This window comes from Acinetobacter sp. WC-323 (assembly GCF_000314615.1).
Lineage (GTDB): Bacteria > Pseudomonadota > Gammaproteobacteria > Pseudomonadales > Moraxellaceae > Acinetobacter > Acinetobacter courvalinii.
In genome coordinates, this window is sequence record NZ_AMZS01000035.1 from 221,941 (window position 1) to 239,016 (window position 17,076).

The 17,076-nt window shown below is 44.6% G+C and carries 14 protein-coding genes; 3 read left to right on the forward strand and 11 right to left on the reverse strand.

From position 1 onward, the window contains the following. Window positions 1–43: 43 nt before the first annotated feature. Window positions 44–718: a monofunctional biosynthetic peptidoglycan transglycosylase gene (gene mtgA / locus ACINWC323_RS11615; RefSeq protein ID WP_009511161.1), complete on the forward strand. Its 675-nt coding sequence runs from the start codon at window positions 44–46 to the stop codon at window positions 716–718. Window positions 719–831: 113 nt separating this feature from the next. Then, the gene (gene ppk1, locus ACINWC323_RS11610; protein ID WP_005231793.1) at window positions 832–2,910 is read left to right on the forward strand and encodes a polyphosphate kinase 1; all 2,079 of its coding nucleotides are present in this window, start codon (window positions 832–834) and stop codon (window positions 2,908–2,910) included. 53 nt (window positions 2,911–2,963) lie between these two features. On the opposite strand, the gene ACINWC323_RS11605 is transcribed toward ppk1, so the two are convergent. After that, the gene (locus ACINWC323_RS11605; protein WP_009511199.1) at window positions 2,964–4,007 is read right to left on the reverse strand and encodes an NAD(P)H-dependent flavin oxidoreductase; all 1,044 of its coding nucleotides are present in this window, start codon (window positions 4,005–4,007) and stop codon (window positions 2,964–2,966) included. Between the two features lie 119 nt (window positions 4,008–4,126). Then, window positions 4,127–4,828 (reverse strand): VIT1/CCC1 transporter family protein, encoded by a 702-nt coding sequence (locus tag ACINWC323_RS11600; protein WP_009510771.1) that lies wholly within the window; start codon window positions 4,826–4,828, stop codon window positions 4,127–4,129. Between the two features lie 231 nt (window positions 4,829–5,059). Here ACINWC323_RS11600 and ACINWC323_RS11595 point away from each other — a divergent pair, with 231 nt between their 5' ends. Continuing rightward, window positions 5,060–6,274, forward strand: a complete 1,215-nt coding sequence (locus tag ACINWC323_RS11595) for a tetratricopeptide repeat protein (protein ID WP_009510909.1) — start codon at window positions 5,060–5,062, stop codon at window positions 6,272–6,274. A gap of 23 nt (window positions 6,275–6,297) precedes the next feature. On the opposite strand, the gene ACINWC323_RS11590 is transcribed toward ACINWC323_RS11595, so the two are convergent. From ACINWC323_RS11590 to ACINWC323_RS11550, 9 genes are all read right to left on the reverse strand, one after another. Next, window positions 6,298–7,185, reverse strand: coding sequence for an alpha-amylase family protein (locus ACINWC323_RS11590; protein ID WP_171062177.1), 888 nt, complete (start codon window positions 7,183–7,185; stop codon window positions 6,298–6,300). Beyond that, window positions 7,163–9,010, reverse strand: coding sequence for a hypothetical protein (locus ACINWC323_RS11585; protein ID WP_009511157.1), 1,848 nt, complete (start codon window positions 9,008–9,010; stop codon window positions 7,163–7,165). Before ACINWC323_RS11585 ends, ACINWC323_RS11590 begins: the two co-directional genes overlap by 23 nt. Next, a complete protein-coding gene (locus ACINWC323_RS11580; protein ID WP_005231784.1) occupies window positions 9,011–10,261 on the reverse strand; it encodes a glycosyltransferase family 2 protein in 1,251 nt (416 codons plus the stop codon). Continuing rightward, complete coding sequence (locus ACINWC323_RS11575) at window positions 10,248–11,153, reverse strand: hypothetical protein (protein ID WP_009510844.1); 906 nt, start codon at window positions 11,151–11,153, stop codon at window positions 10,248–10,250. The genes ACINWC323_RS11580 and ACINWC323_RS11575 overlap by 14 nt, the downstream gene beginning before the upstream one ends. Next, window positions 11,153–11,902: a hypothetical protein gene (locus tag ACINWC323_RS11570; RefSeq protein ID WP_005231782.1), complete on the reverse strand. Its 750-nt coding sequence runs from the start codon at window positions 11,900–11,902 to the stop codon at window positions 11,153–11,155. Before ACINWC323_RS11570 ends, ACINWC323_RS11575 begins: the two co-directional genes overlap by 1 nt. A gap of 179 nt (window positions 11,903–12,081) precedes the next feature. Continuing rightward, window positions 12,082–13,524, reverse strand: coding sequence for a deoxyribodipyrimidine photo-lyase (phrB, locus tag ACINWC323_RS11565; RefSeq protein ID WP_009510984.1), 1,443 nt, complete (start codon window positions 13,522–13,524; stop codon window positions 12,082–12,084). A 119-nt stretch (window positions 13,525–13,643) separates the two neighbouring features. Beyond that, window positions 13,644–14,126 carry an FKBP-type peptidyl-prolyl cis-trans isomerase gene (locus ACINWC323_RS11560; protein ID WP_004770302.1) on the reverse strand — a complete coding sequence of 161 codons (483 nt, stop codon included), beginning with the start codon at window positions 14,124–14,126 and terminating at the stop codon, window positions 13,644–13,646. Window positions 14,127–14,251: 125 nt separating this feature from the next. Then, the gene (locus ACINWC323_RS11555) at window positions 14,252–15,538 is read right to left on the reverse strand and encodes an NAD(P)/FAD-dependent oxidoreductase (RefSeq protein ID WP_009511282.1); all 1,287 of its coding nucleotides are present in this window, start codon (window positions 15,536–15,538) and stop codon (window positions 14,252–14,254) included. Between the two features lie 93 nt (window positions 15,539–15,631). Next, window positions 15,632–16,951 carry a D-alanyl-D-alanine carboxypeptidase PBP6B gene (locus tag ACINWC323_RS11550; protein ID WP_032881343.1) on the reverse strand — a complete coding sequence of 440 codons (1,320 nt, stop codon included), beginning with the start codon at window positions 16,949–16,951 and terminating at the stop codon, window positions 15,632–15,634. Window positions 16,952–17,076: the final 125 nt, after the last annotated feature.

Below are 17,076 nucleotides of genomic sequence, written 5' to 3' on the forward strand. Positions count from 1 at the left end.
TAGCTTAGCATGAATTTATTGCATGATGGAGTGATGCACTTTAATGAAAGCCTTTTTAGCACGCGCAGTAATGTTGATTATCGGCGTCATTCTACTGATCCAGCTGTGGATTTTTAGTAGTCTGGTCTGGTGGCGCACCCATCCAGTTAATACGACTATGTTTATGCGTTGGGATTATTTGACCGACTTTAAACCGATCAAGCAAGAATGGCGTGACTATGACAATATCAGTGATAACTTTAAACGCGCCATTTTAGCGGGTGAGGATGCCAAGTTTATTCACCATCATGGCTTTGACTGGGCAGGGATTCAGTTTGCGCTGGAACGCAATAGCGAAAAAGGTGAACTGGTGGCAGGCGGTTCAACGGTATCGCAACAGTTGGCAAAAAACCTGTTTTTGTATAATAAACGTTCTTTTATTCGCAAAGGTCAGGAAGCCGTGGCCACCTGGATGATGGAGCGGATGTGGTCAAAACGACGCATTCTGGAAGTGTATATGAACTCGGTTGAATTTGGTCAAAACCTCTATGGGGTTGAGGCAGCAGCCCAGTTTTATTATGGCAAAAGCTCTAAAAGTTTAACCCGGGAGCAGGCTGCATTTTTAGCCGCGCTGTTGCCCAATCCAAAGTATTATCAGGACAACCGCAATGACCGTAAGCTGCAATATCGTAAGCGGGTGATCCTAAAATATATGAATGGCATACAACTTCCGCAATAATTCACCAAATTTTAAAAAAAAGCCCAATATTTTGGGCTTTTTTACCAAATTGACATAATTTTGCAGCATACTTAAATCATCACTTGATGAATGATAAAGCAACAAGGTTGGGTATGAATACTGCAGTGACGACAACAACGCCAATAGAATATAGTTACAACGATCGTTATATCAATCGTGAGCTTTCGATTCTCGATTTCCATCTACGCGTACTGGAACAGGCTGTCGATCCACTTCATCCATTATTAGAGCGGATGAACTTCCTTTTGATCTTTTCACGCAATCTGGACGAATTCTTTGAGATCCGTGTTGCGGGCATGATGGAACAACTGACCTTGGGCAATGAAAGCCGCACGCCAGATGGCTTGACCCCAAAGCAGGTTCTGGAACAGATTTCTAAAACCACGCATGCCGCGATCGAACGTCAGTACCGCATATTAAATGAAGAAATCCTGCCGAAATTACGTAAAGAAGATATTTGCTTCCTGCGTCGTGGTGAATTAACACCGGCACAATCGGCCTGGATCAAAAAATATTTCCATGAGCAGGTTGCACCTGTGCTTACCCCTATCAGTCTGGACCCGGCCCATCCGTTCCCGCGACTGGTCAATAAAAGTCTGAACTTTATTGTCACGCTGGAAGGGAAGGATGCTTTTGGTCGTCAAATTGATCTGGCTGTTGTACCTGCGCCACGTTCATTACCGCGTGTAGTCCGTTTGCCTGATGAATTGACCGATGGTAAAGAACATCACGTGATGCTTTCGGCGATTATTCATGAACATATTTCTGATCTGTTCCCGGGCATGACTGCAACCGGTTGCTACCAGTTCCGTGTCACCCGTAATGCCGATCTGGCCTTAAACGAAGATGTTGAAGATTTGGCAAAAGCGCTGAAAGGTGAATTAAGTTCACGCCGTTTTGGTCGTGCGGTCCGTCTGGAAGTGACCCATAACTGTCCAAAGCATATTTATGAATATCTGCTTGATGAGTTTGACCTGAACGAAGAACAGTTGTATCGCGTTGACGGCCCTGTCAACTTGGCACGTTTATTATCCAACTTTAAACGTCCACATTTGCGTTATGACTCGCATACGCCTGTGATTCCAAAAGCCTTTAAAAAGTCGGAAAGTATTTTTGCAGCCATGCAAAAGCAGGACATTTTATTGCACCATCCTTTTGAATCCTTCGCCCCAGTAATTCAACTGTTGCGTGAAGCTGCGCGTGATCCGCAAGTGCTGGCGATCAAGCAAACCCTGTATCGTAGTGGTGCAGACTCGGAAATCGTGCAGGTGCTTGCCGAAGCTGCACGGAATGGGAAAGAAGTCACCGCGGTCATTGAATTACGTGCCCGCTTTGATGAAGAATCCAATATCGAAGTGGCCAATGTGTTGCAGGAAGCGGGTGCCGTGGTGGTGTATGGCATCGTTGGTTATAAAACCCATGCCAAAATGATTCTGGTGGTACGCCGTGAAAATAATAAACTGGTGCGTTATGTGCATTTAGGTACAGGCAACTATCATGCAACCAATGCCCGTATCTATACCGACTATGGTTTAATGACCACGGATAAAGACCTGTGTGAAGATGTGCATCGTATTTTTCAGGAATTGACCGGCATGGGTAAAATGGCCAAGCCGAAAAAGTTACTGCATGCACCATTCACTTTACATGCGCAGTTGATTAATTATATCGATGACGAAATTGCCAACGCTAAGGAAGGCAAACCTGCACAGATCATTATTAAAGTGAATGCCTTAACCGAAGTTCAGCTGATTAATAAACTATATGAAGCCTCACAAGCGGGTGTGCAGGTCGACCTGATCATTCGTTCAATCTGCTGTTTACGTCCAGGTTTACCGAATCTGTCGGAAAATATTCGTGTGCGTTCGATTGTCGGGCGTTTCCTTGAACATACCCGGGTTTATTATTTCAGTAATAACGGTAATCCGCGTATTTACGGTTCAAGTGCTGACTGGATGGACCGTAACCTGTTTAACCGTGTGGAAGCCTGTTTCCCGATTGAAGAGCCGACCTTGAAAAAGCGGATTTATCAGCAGGGTTTACTCAACTATCTCAAAGACAATCAGCAAGCCTGGTTGTTACAAGGAGACGGGGTGTGGGAACGTGCACGACCGGTAGAAGGTGAAGCGCCGCATAATGCCCAGCAGACCTTGCTGGAAGCCATTAAATAACCTGAAAAAGCAAAAAGCCGATCCTGATGGGTCGGCTTTTTTATACATGAAATTTAGTTGGTTTTTATTTCCAGCACCAGTTGATTGACAAGATCGGCTGCCTCTAACTCTCTGATTTGTGCCACATTACTCCCAGCCCAAAAAGCGCCATAACTGAAATCATGCTCAGCACTGGCAATGCTCATCAACTGCTTGGCCAAGTCATAGGTATATGGGTATTGCGGGGTTGCAGGACGATTCGGTGTATCAATCTGGGTATGCCAAGTCCCAATCAAGCCACGTGCCGGACGACCGGAAAGACTGGCGCTGATCTGGGTAATACTTTGATTGAACAATGCTTTGCGATAGGCGGCATTGGCACTGGAGCTTTTACACTGCACAAAGGCGGTCCCTAGCTGGACTGCTGACGCACCACGATTCAACATTTCCTTGGCCTGTTCGCCATTCATGATCCCGCCCGCGGCAATCACTGGACGATCGCAGTGTGTGGTAATCAGTTGAACCAGATCGCTGGTTTTAATTGCAGCATCAAAATGTTGATTGAAAATCCCGCGATGCCCACCAGCCTCAATGCCTTGCGCAATAATAATATCAATCCCCGCTGCTTCAATCGCTTGAGCTTCAAGTAAATTGGTTGCGGAAACCATGGTGATGATACCTGCTTGCTTCAAAGCCTGAATTTGATGCGGATGAGGAATACCAAAGTGAAAACTGACCGCCTTGGGACGGGTTTCCAGCACCACATTCAGGAAGTCATCATTGTCTAGAAAGCTTGGATAAATACAGTGAAGTGCGGTTGGCGCTTCTGCAGCGAATTTCTCAAATTGGGGACGGAGATAATCAATCCATTGCCGGGCAATTTTAGAATCCAGCTGTTCAGATTGATGGCAAAAGAAGTTGACCTGAAAGGGATGATCGGTCAATTCTTGCGTCTTCAAGATTTGTGCTTTGGCTGTTTCAGGGGTATTGGCCCCCAGACCTAAAGAGCCGAATGCACCTTGATTCGATACCTCAGCGGCAAGTTCCGGTGTGGAAACCCCAGCCATTGGCGCAAGTAAAATCGGGTGTTTTATTTCTAATAATTCTAAAATCGACATGATCAATGACTCATTGCATTTTTAATCACCTTAACGTAAAAACAAAAAGGCTTGCAAATAATAATCGCTATTTAATTATTGAATATAGGTACTATTTTCAATAGGTCAACATCTTCGGTTTAAATCGGGGTGACATTAAACAGGGAACCGACCCAGCTGGAAAATGCCATGGCCAGCATGCCCCATAAGCTAATCCGCAGACTGCCTTTCAGCAGGGAAGTGCGGGCAAAGTAACTGGACAATGCACCCAAGAGTGCCAATGCAATAATCCCGGTAATTAACACAGCGGATGCAATCCAGCGGTCTGGACTGAGCAAGATCGCTAGCATGGGGAGGGCGGCACCACAAGAGAACGATGCGGCAGAAGAAAGCGCTGCCTGAACGGGATTGGCGGCGGTATTTTCATGGATGCCAATTTCATCCCGTGCATGCGCACCCAGCGCATCATGTTCGGTCAGTTGTCTGGCCACTTCATGTGCGAGTTCCGGATTTAAACCGCGTGAGATATAAATCTGGGTCAGTTCCTTGAGTTCGGCATGCGGGTTGTTTTCCAGTTCTCGGGCCTCAAAACGCAGGTCGGATTTTTCAATATCTTCCTGAGACTTGACTGAAATATATTCGCCTGCCGCCATAGAGGTCGCACCAGAGATCAGCCCCGCGATACAGGTGATCAATAAGGTATGCGAGCTGGCACCACTGGCTGCCACCCCCATAATCAGGCTGGTCACCGAAATGATGCCATCATTGGCGCCGAGTACAGCCGCACGCAGCCAGCCTGAGCGTTGCATGACATGAGGTTCTGCATGATGTGAAAAAGACATTATTCTACTCGTTTAAATTTATTTAATCTGTTCAGGCCTGGTTTTATAAGGGCTCAATTGTCTATAAAATTCTATTGTTGTTTCATAAACTTAATCTATTATAAATTAACTTATTTTAACGATAGCATAACGATGATTTGGTTATCATATGTGAACAATTTAACATTTTAAATGCGAATAAGCCCTTTTTGCCATAGGCCCTGTTGTGAGTATTTTTAGTTGAGATTTGCGATGAATAATTCCAAAAATAAGCTGCTGAGTCATACACTATTCATTTTGGGGCTAATCTTGCCTGTACAACAGGTACTGAGTGCCGAGCCTGAATTTGTGAAGGAAGGGGATGCGGCCTATAAACCCGGCAATCCGATTTATGACCGTTGGGACAAGTTTTACAAGCTTGAACAAAGCCAGCCGGAAGAAGCTGAAAAAATCCTGCTTGAATTGGGACAGCTGACCCCACAAGACCTTAAAGTCTGGAAAAGCCTGACCTATCTGCAAATCCGTTTGAACAAGCAAAATGAAGCCATCCAGAGTGTACGTAAAGCCGAGCAGCTTGCACCGCAGGATGAACAGCTGAAACTACAGGAAGCCTATTTACTCAATCAGCAAAAAAGAAATAAAGAAGCCTTGGTGATCTTTAAAGATTTATCGGCTTCATCTGATCCGGAAATGGCGAGCAAGGCTCAGCAAGCAGTCCAGAATCTGAGTGCTTCAGCCGTCCCATCCACCTTTAAAGATGTCTACTTTGCGCCTTCTTATGAATCGCGTTATGACGATTTCATTTTCCCATTGAAAATGCGCTACGGGAAAAATCTGGATAATGGTCGGGCACAGGTGTATGGCTTTGTAAACCTGAACCGTGATACCAAATCCAAAGGCGGGGTACGTCCCGAGATTATTGATGAAAATGCGGTAACCGTCGGTGTTGGTGCAAATTATCAGCCGTGGCAGTCGATTCCTGTGCGTGCCTATTTAGAGGTGGGCGGGAGTTATGATCTGATTGATCGTAATCGGGATAAGTTCCGTGAAAGTGTAGTCGGTGGTGTTACTGGCTATCAGGAATGGTATGCCAATCCAGCGGTTGATCAACGTACCCTCTGGAATGATTATTTTACTGATTTATACGGTAATGTCGCGAGTTACTCACGAGAAGACTATAACGTTATTGCCGATCTGAGATTACGTTCGGGTTTTAATCTTTATCGTGGAGAAGCGGGTACCGTACAGGCCTACGGCAAGCTACATACTTTAGCGGATTCGGAAGGTGAAAATTATAATAACTTATTTGAATATGGTGCAGGTGTTGCCTGGCAGCCATTTAACTATGTACCGGTAAAACTACGCGTTGAGCGCTTATACGGGCATTATTTCAAAGATGCGCTGGCTGATGGAACGGATCGCTATAACAATACGCGCACGGAACTAGTGTTTTATAAGAGCTTCTAGTCGCGCGCGTTTGTAAGATAGGGTTATCCGCTAGAGCCGTATTTCAGTTTGTACCATAATGCCACGATATAAACAGTAATACGGTTCATATAATGCGGACCGTCAAAAATATACACTTTCTGTCCTTCATAGGCCTTAAGCTGTTCCACCACTTCCCACGGATAAGCTGAGCGGAACTGGCCTGATTTTGCTGGACGGAAAGCTTCCAAAACAATCACCACCTTATCCTTACCAAACTCTTTCTGAAGATTTTCCAGAATGATTTTTGCTTGCTGGGGCGAACGCGTTCCGACACCGACACCATCTTGAAAAAAAACATGGGTATTGTGCGGTAACCAGCTTTTTAGCCATACATCCAGATGTTCAGGGGACTGTTCAGCACTGTAGATACTGACCCAGACCGGTTTGGGCAAGCTACTGATCGCCTGTGCCAACATACCGACACCGAGCCAGGTCGGATCGGCCTCAACAGGAAAATAATAACCTTTTAGAGGAACGGACTGTGTTTTCTCAATGATCTGTTTGGAACTTTCTGCTAGTTGCAGCACATTAGAGCGGGCAAGTTTTTCATCATATTCGCCTGCTAGCCCCAAAATAATATTTTCAGACCACGGCTGCTGGTTGAGCTGTTTTAAGTTAAGTGTTTTGTCCCACTTTTCAAAGCCCATATCATGATCGAACCAGGCTTTGGACTGCACCGTTGACCATTGCGGTACAAAGGTGGAAACGCCAAGTAAATTCCAGTTGCCTGAGGGGGGAGCGGTTGCCAGATCGGGTTGCCAGAATATTCCCTCAATTTGGGGAGGCTGCACATCTGCCTGAAACAGATGCATGCAACCTCCTAAACTGATTAAGGCTGATAACGTAATCGTTTTTAAAAGTTTAGATTTAATCTGCCTTATTTTTAGCATGCGGTCGTTTACGCCAGTACCAGAGCAAAATTGCCAGAATCATGATAGCAGAGATTATTACCACCAAGATAAAGAATGATGATTGCTGAACCAGAGGCGCTTTCTGATTACCGACAATAATTTTTTGTAAGATAAATACTTGTCCGTTTTCTGCCACCAATATTTTGCTGGCATTATTCGGGATGTTGGTTTGAATCTTATCCCAGAGCTTGCTGAAGTTCTGCGCACCCTCAATTGAGTCGGTGATCACATCAAAACGTTGCTCATGGAAACTGACCAGAAAACCGCGTGCAGTGGCGGGCGCGTACAGAATATCTTTATGCATCAAAACTTGCTGACGGTAGATATTCGGGTTGACCTGTACATTGAGAAGCTCTGGTTTGGCTGGATCAAACTTGACCAGATTTAATGGAATCGGATCATTGGTCATCAGCATCTTTTTCGCCACCTGACTCATGCTCATGGCAATTTCCAGACTGCCTGAATTGCCATCAATCGCAATGGTAGGATGGGTGGCAAAACTCATCGAAAGCGAAGCGACACCGTTTTTGATTTTATGCGGCAGTTTTACGGTCGATTTTTGTGTATCAATCCAGAGTGAGCCTTTGGCTGAAGGCAAACATTGCGAGTTTACAATCACCGAGTTTTCCAGCTTCATGCTGAAATTGGTATTATTAGAAATGGTTTTGGCAAAATAGTTAAATTGCCGGTTGACCGGATCTGAATCCAGTTCAGCAGTTTTTAAGCTACCGGCCAGACCGCCATCAATCCAGGTGGTAATATTTGAGCCCTCTAGTAAACCACTCTGCACGCGCAAGGCGATTTGTCCTTGCAAAATATCTGTGGGTTGCCAAACCGCAGGGAAGTTTAAGAACAGGTTCTTTTCTGCCTGATTGAGTCGGAAATCGCTGATGCCTAAATCGGCAAGGGTCTTGATCTGTTTAATTCTGGCCCAAGGCGGTGCGGCCAGCTTATTAGGTAGCGTCGTGGAAGAGGTATCCAGTTGCTGTAAATAACTTGGATTTAATAGGCCATTGATGGCAGAGACCAGTTTTTCTGGATTGTCATATTGAATACGTAAAGTCGGGACATCATTCTCGGCACTGATCTGTACCAGAGTGCCATTCGGCAAAGGCGTTGCAGACTTTGCAATTTCAATAAAAAAGTTAGCTGGCTGATTCTCTGGCGCATTTTGTCCATACCACTGGATCGGAGTAACTGAGCTCCAGGCACTGATTAAACGCCCCAGCATCGAGGCTTCATTGAGATTGGCCTGATTGTATTTTAATACCCCGACAAAAGGTGTGGGACGGACCACCTGCGGGTTAAATAGGGCATCGGGTAAATCTTTTAAACGGTAAATTGGTCGGTGGCGGGAATAATCAATCTTGGAGTTGCTGAGATAGGTGACCTGATCCACATCTTCACTACAGAAGGTGGTTCGATCAGCTGCAGGCGAGGTCGGTGGCGAATATTGTTGCAAGATGAAATCTAGACGGTGAAAGCCACTCTTGGTCGCTGGAATATTAAAGTTCAGCGTCCCATCACCATTCAAGGTAGTGTTATAAATCAGCTTGTCATCATATTTCACCAGCAAAGTGGTGAAATGTTCGGTCGAATATTCACTACTAAACTGAATGTTCTGCCACTCCGAGCCTTTGCCCACATAAAAGAAATGCGGTTCAATGGTGTACTTGTTGGAGGTATTGATATTATCAAACGTCCAGGTGTTTATCGTGTCGGCGAAGCTTAACCCCGGCAAGGAGATCGCGGCACTTGCGACCAGTATTTTAAAAATTTGTTGATGTAATGGCTTCTTTTTCATTTATTTTTTCTCCTTGCTGCGCTCAGTTTTGTACCATTGTAGTGAGTTTCCCTGTATCTTATTTTTCAGCATGTCATAGGCCGCTTTGAACACGATAAACAGAAACACCTGTGAATAGGTGATATACGATAAAACCGAGAAGAAATAGAGTTGAGGTTGAGCTCTTTCCAGAGATAGGGTAAACCACATTTGTGCGACATACAGACAGAACGATAAGCCCCAAAGCAGGGTAAACGGGCCGGGAACGGTAATCCCGGCAATACCCAGTAAACCGAGGGTTAAAGTAATGTGACTCCAGATCAGGGCGGGCACAAACAGGACATAACACATAATATTGTTAAAAATTTCGATTCCGATCGGGAACGGTTTTCTTAGCGCAATCGGTAAATATTTGCTGGTGACATAGAAGTTTCCTTGGGTCCAACGCGAGCGTTGCTTGACAAAGACACTTAAGGATGGCGGATCTTGCTGCCAGCCGACGGCGTAGGGTACCCATTTAATCCGACGTTGACCCAAAAAAATCCGGAAACTCATTTCGGTATCATCGACCAGAGATTTTTCATCAAATCCACCCAGGGTTTCCAGCGCATCCCGCCAGATCACATAATTGGTTCCCATCAGGGTAGAAAGTTCGAAACGTTGCCAGCGTCCTCCCTGAAAAATCCATTGAAAGAAGATAAATTCAATGGCAATGAATCGGGTCAGGATACTGTCACGCCAGTTACGGGTACGTACTTTACCGTTGACGGCAACCAGTTTTTTATCTGCCAATAAGGTCTGTGCCAATAAACGTACACAGTCCGGCTCAGGGGTACTATCTGCATCATAGACCACGATTAATTCACCTTTGGCATGCGGCAGGCCATTATTCAAGGTGCGGGATTTGCCTTTACCGCCCATGCCTTTGGGGACATTGACGATTTTAATGCAGGGATAAATCGCTGCCATACGCTCGGCAATTTCTAAAGTATTGTCTTTAGAACCGTCATTGATCAGTAAGACTTCATAGGCATGCGCTGGATAATCCTGTTGTGCAATTGCATGTAAGGTATCTTCAATGACCACGCCTTCGTTATAGGCGGGAATTAATACGCTTAATACTGGCCAATGCTCCGGCACAGGCATGTTTTCCAGTTCTTTGGCAGCATTTTTAGAATATTTCCAGGCCTGATAACTGAGCCATGCCCAGAAGGCCTGAGGAATCCAGATGCCCAGAAAACCAAATAGAAAAAGAATATCAATTGCGGGCATTGATTCTTCTCCTGCGAATGATGGAAATGATCAGGATCAGCAGTAGTCCTCCGCCAAGCAGTAAGGAAATCCAGGAAATAGAGCTACCAAAGGTGCTGAGCAGGCTTGGATAATGCGCGGAATAGATATAATCCAGCGGAATCACGACCGTACTCAAGGCAATCAGTAAATAACCAAAAATATTGGTTTCTACACCGTCGATGGTACTGGTGTATTGAATATTGTTAATGTCCCAGGAGATGCCCAGATGCGGATATTCAATATTATCTACCGGCATGTCGGTTGGAGGATTGATCACCACCTGATAACCGGAAGCTTGTGAAGGATCCTTGATCACCTGATAAAAATAATGTTGATTCTGCTGAATTTTACGTGCAGGAATTCGAAGTTCATTGGGGCTATCGGATTGAATCAGATAACTGCCCGCGGGTTGCGAAATCAGGTTTTCATCCCAGCCTGTTTCAATCAGGGCAGCGAGAGGCCGCAGTCCAAGGGCCGTTGAAAAGGTGGCTTTGGCGGCAAAATACTTGGAATGTTGCATCTGATAGAAGGCGACCGGAATCGCGCCCTCATTAACAGCCTTTTTGATTTTATAATATTTAACAGCGCTAAAATATTCATTGGGCAGGATGATGCCCGGTTTGATCCCTTTCTCCATCAGTTGTTTAAAACTTTCCGATTCCACCTGATCGGAGGTAAACACTGGCCACCAGGTCGAGGGTTGCGGGAAAAAACCTGCGATCGTTCTGGGAAGTTGGGTCTGAGGGTTGAGCTGATTTTGTGCAGGCTGGATCGAGCAGTGATAATACTGCTGATAAAACTGTTGCAAGGTGGTATCTGGATAATTTGCGGTGGTCACCAGCAAACCACAAATATTAAGCAATACGGACATTAAGGCACCTCTTGATCTTGAGGGCGCAGATATTCAGTGTGTTGTTCAATTTTAAGCTTCAATACCGACATGTCTTGAAGTTGCTGGATAAATACAGGATAGACCTGATTTTCCTCAATCACCGGTTCATGAATGACAATACTTTTGATCTGGCTCAGCTCTTCATTGATAAAATGATAGATAACGCTGTCTCTCTCGGTAGAAAGAATCGCCATGATCTTGTTCTGCGTTTCTTTCCAGATATCTTCACCCAGCATTTCCCGGATCAGCACCGTGTTATTGATCTGAGTGGTAATAACCTTGTAATGATCCTTCTGCGTAAGTTTAAGCAACTTCTTTAACTCGCCCTGAAAATGTTTCAAGGCCGTCAGTGGCAAGATATCGTGTTGATAATTACGATCATAACTTTGAATGGCTCGGAAGGTCTTGAGCGCATTCTGAATGTTGTGACGAATGGCACTTAAAAAAATCGGGGTAATCGGCAGCACAAACAGCAACAGCAGTTGACGTTCCACATAGGTTTGATTGGCCAGGTCAAGCAGGAAATAAACAGCGACGCCAATAAAGGTAATTAATCCCAGAATGATGGCCAGACCGACATTTACAAAGGCACCGGCGATCAACAGGATAAGCAGGAAAACCCAACTGCCACGATAACTTGCCGGTAACCACTCATACGCGACGATGCCCATAAAAACATGGGCTGAGATAATCCACAAGACGAGTGCTGAAGCCGGATTTTTCTGCATAATATTTTTAGTTTTAATAAATGTATTTTGTGATCAAGGTATCATTATTTTACGGCTATGACGATAAATTTTCTGTTAGGGATTGTGTAAAATAATTTTATAAACAGTAACATACAATATAGTCTATTCAAAGGAACGAAGAAAAGCTTTGTATTTCAAATAAAATTTATTTTATGTAACTAGGATAAATGCGCTTTGAATACCTCGATGGCACGGGCACGGCTGAGCTTTAAATCAACGATGGGATGGGGATAATCCAGCGCCAAAGAGTGCTTTTTTGCATAGGGTTCATGGATGGTTTTTTTATCAAGTTGGGCCAGCTCGGGCAGCCATTTCCGAATATACTCACCCTCAGGATCAAACTTCTGTGATTGGCTCACCGGGTTAAAGATACGGAAATAAGGGACGGAATCTGTACCGGTTGAAGCACACCATTGCCAACCACCGTTGTTGGCTGCCAGATCGCCATCCACCAGATGCTGCATAAACCATTGCTCACCTTTACGCCAGTCAATCAGCAGGTTTTTGCTCAGAAACATGGCACAAATCATCCGTACCCGATTATGCATCCAGCCAGTTGCCAACATTTGACGCATACCCGCATCAACGATCGGAATGCCAGTCTGACCTTGCTGCCATTGTTGTAAAGCGACGGGATCATCGCGCCATGGGATATTCTGCGTTGATTGCTTAAAGGGTAAATGCCGTGAGACACGCGGAAAATCAAACAGGATATGCTGATAAAATTCCCGCCATAACAGTTCATCCAGCCAGCTTTGCTGGGCATCGGATTGAATATCAAAATGGCCTTGCTGTGCTCTGAACAGGGCTTGCAGACACTGGCGTATCGAAATGATGCCGATATTTAAATAAGCCGAAAGCTGACTGGTACCCGCGCGTGCAGGGAAATCGCGTGCAATTTTGTAGTCACTGAGCTGTTCCTCAATAAACTGGTCGAGTTGTTGCAAGGCATAGGCTTCGCCGACCTGCCATTCGTGATCATGGGGGTGCTGGATGTGTTTTTGATATTCGAGTTGTAGTGACTTGATATCGGTTGATGAGATCAGCTTTAAATCGGTTATCGCTTGTTGAGGAGCTGGTATTGGATAACATTGTGGTAGAGCAGGCTGTAAACGCTGATAACAGGTCTTTTTAAACGCACCAAATACTTGATAAGGCAGATTGGACTGGTTACGAATCGAGCCAACAGGAAACAGGGTACGATCATGAAAAAGTGTCAGTTCCTTGTCTTGCTGATTTAAAAGTTTCTGTACAGCCTGATCGCGTTTTAATTCATTTACACCCAATTCAATATTGGCATATACATGTTGAATCGGCAGTTGCTGTATGAGCGTTGCGAAATACTCAGGTATATCTTTCCAGAGCGAAATGCTGTGAACCAGTAGGGGTATATTCAGACTTGCAAGTTGGTGTTTTAAGCTTTGCAGTTGTCGAAGATAAAAGTCAATTTTAATCGGGGCATCATCGTGTAATTGCCACTGTTCAGGCGATAAAATCACAAGTGCGATGGTAGGGCCAGCCTGAGTCGCATGCCAGAGCGCAGCATGATCCTGAATTCTCAAGTCCTGACGAAACCAGAGCAGTTGATAAGCATTCGACATAATTCTGTTTATTTTAAAGAAATTGACATGACCATAAGCGATTTTTTGATTTTATAAAAGTAGGGCCAATAAAAAAGCAAAGCCGAAGCTTTGCTTTTTTCATCTAATTCAAAAATGAATTAGTGGTGGTGACCACCTGCACCGTGAACGTGACCGTGATCTAATTCTTCTTGAGAAGCATCACGGATTTCAACGATTTCTACTTCGAAAGTAAGGTCTTGACCAGCAAGCGGGAAGTTTGCATCAACGATGATGTTGTCGCCTTCAATCGCTTTAACAGTTACGATTTGAACGCCGTCATCAGTTTGTGCTTGGAATTGCATACCAGGCTGGATGTTGTCCACGCCTTGGAACATTTGCGCCGGAACTTCTTGAACAAGTTCAGGGTTATATTCGCCATAACCTTCAGCAGCTGGAACGTTTACAGTGAATTTTTCGCCTACAGTTTTACCTGTAAGTGCATTTTCTAAACCAGGAATGATGTTGCCCGCGCCGTGCAAATATGCAAGTGGTTCACCTTGAGATTGATCAAGTGTTTCACCCTCAGCGTTTGTTAAAGTGTAGTGGAATGAAACCACGTGGTTATTTGCAATAGCAGTCATGTTTTAAATCCATGTCATCAATAGTTTTAACTGTATATCATAAAGTGAAAAACAGCTTTTGTTGACTATTTTCCACTTTTTGAAACGATTTAGTTAAATATTGAGACGAAATATCAAATTTCAACTCAATACAGTTTAATTTTTGGACGGACACGACGCGTCAGGAAATCTTTCATGGTCAACATGCCCGCTTGGGTATAACCATGAATATTGGCCTGATGCATCCGATAAAGTGAAACATACATGGTTTTGGCAATGAAACCTTGTACGCTGACATCACCTAACAATTCTCCTACCGCCTGATTACGACTCAGTGAAACCAGTGAACCTTTGTCATTAAAGGTAAACATCGGTTGTGGAGAACCCGATAAACGTGCGGCCATTGCATCGACGAGAAAGGTTGCTTGCTGACTCGCTACCTGTGCACGCGGGCCTAACGGCGGCTGGCGGGCATCTAACTGACAGTTGGCACAATCGCCAAACGCAAATACATTCGGATCAGAATAAGTTTGCAGGGTGGCGTACACCATCAGGCGATTGATCTTGTCCCGTTTAAAATCAGTCAAAGACTCGAGAACTTTCGGCGCTTTGACACCTGCGGCCCACACCGTAATATCGGAGTGAATGACATTACCATTACTGAAGTAGACTTGGGTTTCTTCGACTTTCTGGACTTTATGCTGAGTCAGAATTTCAATCCCCATTTTCTTGAGCTGCTTGGCACTATGCGCTGCCGTTTTTTCATTCAGGGCAGGCAAGATACGGTCAGAGGCTTCAATGAGGGTAATTTTGACTTGCTTCGGATTAATTTTCTTTAATCCATAGCGATAGAAGTTCTTGGTGGTTTCAATCAGTTCTGCTGCCAGTTCCACCCCCGTTGCGCCCGCACCGACGATGCCAATATTCAAGGCCCGTTCATTTGACTGATTTTGTGCCTCGATATAGAGGTGAAATAAATCCTGCTGGAAAATATCGGCTTGTTGACGGCTATCCAGAAAATGACAGTGTTCACGTACACCTTCGGTACCAAAGTCATTGGACACAGAACCGACTGCCAAGACGAGCGTGTCGTAGCTGAGGGTTTGAATCTGCGGCGTATGTTCTTTAGAAAGCTGCGGGGGAGAAAGGGTAATTTGTTTTTGATCTTTATTTACATCAACAAGTGTGCCGAGCACGAACTCAAAATGATGTTTTTCTGCATGGGCAAAATAATTGGTTTGTTCTTCGTGAGGGTTTAGCGAGCCGGCTGCAATTTCGTGGAGGAGCGGTTTCCATATGTGTGTGAGATTTTGATCGACTAGGGTAATTCTGGCTTTCTCTCGTCTGCCAAAACGTTCACCTAGCTGTGTCGCAAGTTCCAAACCACCTGCGCCACCGCCCACAATCACGATATGATGTAAGGTTTTGCTCATGATTAACCTAATTATTTTTGTGAAAGGATGGCTGGATTATGCCATCCTTTTTTCAATAATGTATGTTTAATCTTGATAAAAAAAGTTGGTTTTTTACCCTTGATTTAAAGGATAAAGTTTGGCAGTTTTGCTATCGCTGGTCGAAAAGAATGAAAACAGGTTAGAGAACCAGAGCATAATTTTCTGAAAAATATTGGCTTCTTCAATCTGCACATCATTTTCAATCTGTAAGCTGCGAATCAACTGGTTATTCTGGTAAATCGAAACCGTCGCCAGATTCATGGCCTGTGTCAAAGGTGCAGTCAAATGCTGTTCATTCAATTCAATATTGATACGGGTATTGGTGGTTTGTAACGGTTCAACCGTCGTCACTTGCTGATTGGCATCGGTTAGATGAATGCGTTGGGTGAGTAGATCAAAAGTATTTAAGTCGATGGGTGTTGCCTGACCGTATAACGATGTGGTGACGATGGTCGGTTGCTGCGTTTCGACCTTAAACATTTTTAAGCTCGATTTAATCACAGGCAATTCCGCAATCAGTTTTTGTTTTGGAATCACTTCCTCATCACGGGTATAGGTATAGGCCAAGTTCATTAACTTATGTGCTACTTCCGCGCGTTTGACTGCACTTGGCGTTCCCAGTACCACCACAATCAGACGACGTTTATCAACATGCGGATTAAATGTTGGACGTTCTGCTGTCAGGGCAAGGTTATAACCTGCGGCCTTGGTATAACCTGTTTTAAGACCATCTGAGGTAGGGTCCATTTTCAGGGCAAGGTTAGTGGCATGGTGGAAACGTTGATTGTAGCTAAAGCTCGGCATTTTAGAATAATACAGATATTCAGGCGTTTCTTTCACAATGGCTTTGGCTAACAGGCTGAGATCAGCCGCTGTTGAATAATGATCGGTCATGGTGATCCCGGCAGGATTGCTGAAATGGGTATCCTTCATGCCCAATGCCTGGGCTTCCTGATTCATCCGCGCGACGAATTGTGGCACGCTGCCAGAAATTTTTTCAGCAAGCGTTACCGCAGCATCATTGGCAGACATCACGATCAGACCTGCTAAAAGCTGATCAACAGAAATCTGTTCACCTGCTTTTAAATACATTTGTGATTCATCCCACATCACCGTACTGACCACAGGTGTTGCAGTCAGAACATCTTCTTTACGTAATTTACCAGCCTCAATATCTTTTAACGCGATATAAGCCACCATCATTTTGGTGAGTGAAGCTGGGGCGCGTTGTACATGACTGTTGTGTTCAGCAATGATTTGTCCAGACTGGGCATCGATGATGGACCATGCTTCAGCTTCAACTGTTTCAGGTGCAATGTTAAGCAAGTTTGCATGGGCGAGATTTGCACAGATGAGACTGAACAACGTAAAGAGAGAGAGGAGAAATTTCACGTGCATACCTTGTATTGCCGATCCGGTGGCCTAAATGTGAGAGGAGAATGCTATGACTTTTTTGTTGAAGAATCTAGGGGCTATTGACATTTTATATATGAATTGCGTTGTAGGCTAAAAATTCA